The organism is Parafrankia elaeagni (genome assembly GCF_000374165.1).
In the GTDB taxonomy this organism is placed as follows: domain Bacteria; phylum Actinomycetota; class Actinomycetes; order Frankiales; family Frankiaceae; genus Parafrankia; species Parafrankia elaeagni.
Genome location: NZ_KB893698.1, coordinates 1 through 1,562 on the forward strand (window position 1 = coordinate 1; position 1,562 = coordinate 1,562).

Genomic DNA, 1,562 nt, shown 5'->3' on the forward strand with positions numbered 1-1,562 from the left:
GTAGCTGTTCAGCTCGGTTGAACGGGTGTCTTGCGGATCTTGTCTGTTGATCGTTCGGCTGGTTGCCGGCCGGCGGGTCAAGATCGGATAGTTTGTGGGGGTGGAGTCCGCGGGTCAGCCGAGCTACGAGGAGCTCGTGCGCCTGGTCGCGGACCAGGCCGCGCTGATCGAGCGGCTGACGGCCCGGGTCGCTGAACTCGAACGCAGGCTTGGTGCGGACAGTTCGACGTCGTCGAAGCCGCCGTCGTCGGACAGCCCGTTCACGAAGGCACCGTCGCGGTCGTCGCGGTCGTCGTCGGGCCGTGGACGGGGGAAGCAGCCTGGTGAGCCCGGCCAGACCCGGAACATGGTCACCGACCCGGACGAGATCGTCGTGCTGGATCCGCCGTCGTGTACCGGCTGTGGAGGGCCGCTCGCGGACGCGCCGGTGTTCGGGGTCCGCCGTCACCAGGTGTTCGACGTCCCGCCCCCGCCGCCACGGCCGTACGTGACCGAGTACCAGGTCGTGGCGCGGGTCTGCCCGTGCTGCACGGCGACGACTGCCGGTCTGGCCCCGACGGGAGTGACTGGCCGGGTCGGCTACGGGCCGGGCCTGCTCGCGCGGGCGGCGTGGCTGGTGTGCGCCCAGCACCTGCCGGTCCGCCGGGCCGCCCGGGTACTGGCCGTCCTGATCGGCGCCGCGGTCTCGACGGGCTGGGTCGCTACCGTGCGGGGCCGGGCTGCCCGCCTGCTGGAGGCTGCGTTCCTGCCCCGGGTCCGGGAGCTGGTCGCCGCGGCGCCGGTCGCGCACGCGGACGAGACCACCGCCCGCGCCGACGGTGCCCTGCGCTACCTGCACGTGGCGTGCACCGACTACCTGACCGTGATGCACGTCGGGGACCGTTCGGCGGCCACGATCGACGCGGGTGGGGTCTGGCCGGCGTTCACCGGGGTGCTGGTCCGCGACGGCTACGGCGGCTACGCGCATCTGACCGGGGCACTGCACGCCTGGTGCGGCGCCCACCTGCTCCGCGACCTGCGCTCTGTTCATGACGGTGACCCACCCGGGCAGATCTGGGCCGACGCGCTGGCAGCCACCCTGCTCGATGCCCACCACGCCGCGACCGTCGCCCGCGCGGCCGGCCACCATGCCCTGGCCCCGGCCACCCTCGCGGAGATCCGTAACCATTACCGTGGCGCGCTCGCCCGTGGTGAGACCGACAACCACGGGCAACGAAGCCCGCTGGCCACCGACGCCCGGGCTCTGATCCGCCGGTTCCGCCGCTACGAGGACATGATCCTGCGGTTCGCGACCGACCTGACGGTCCCGTTCTCGAACAATCTCGCGGAACGCGACGTCCGCCCCGTCAAGATCCAGCAGCGGGTCTCCGGTGGCTGCTGGCGCACGCTCCAAGGCCTCGCTGACTTCGCTGTTGTGCAGTCCTACCTGTCGACCGCCAGCAAATGGGGCGTCGACACCCTCGATGCCCTCACCCGCCTGTTCACCACCGGCGCGTGGCTCCCACCCACCACACACCCGGCCTGAACAGCGCATTCAATCTCGACCTCAGCTGAACAGCTAC

At 71.5% G+C, this 1,562-nt stretch carries 1 protein-coding gene; it reads left to right on the forward strand.

What is annotated here, in order from left to right:
* Positions 1–100 precede the first annotated feature (100 nt).
* Entirely contained in the window at positions 101–1,525 is a 1,425-nt protein-coding gene (gene tnpC, locus B207_RS32740; protein ID WP_063820888.1) for an IS66 family transposase, read from the forward strand.
* The last annotated feature ends 37 nt before the right edge of the window (positions 1,526–1,562 follow it).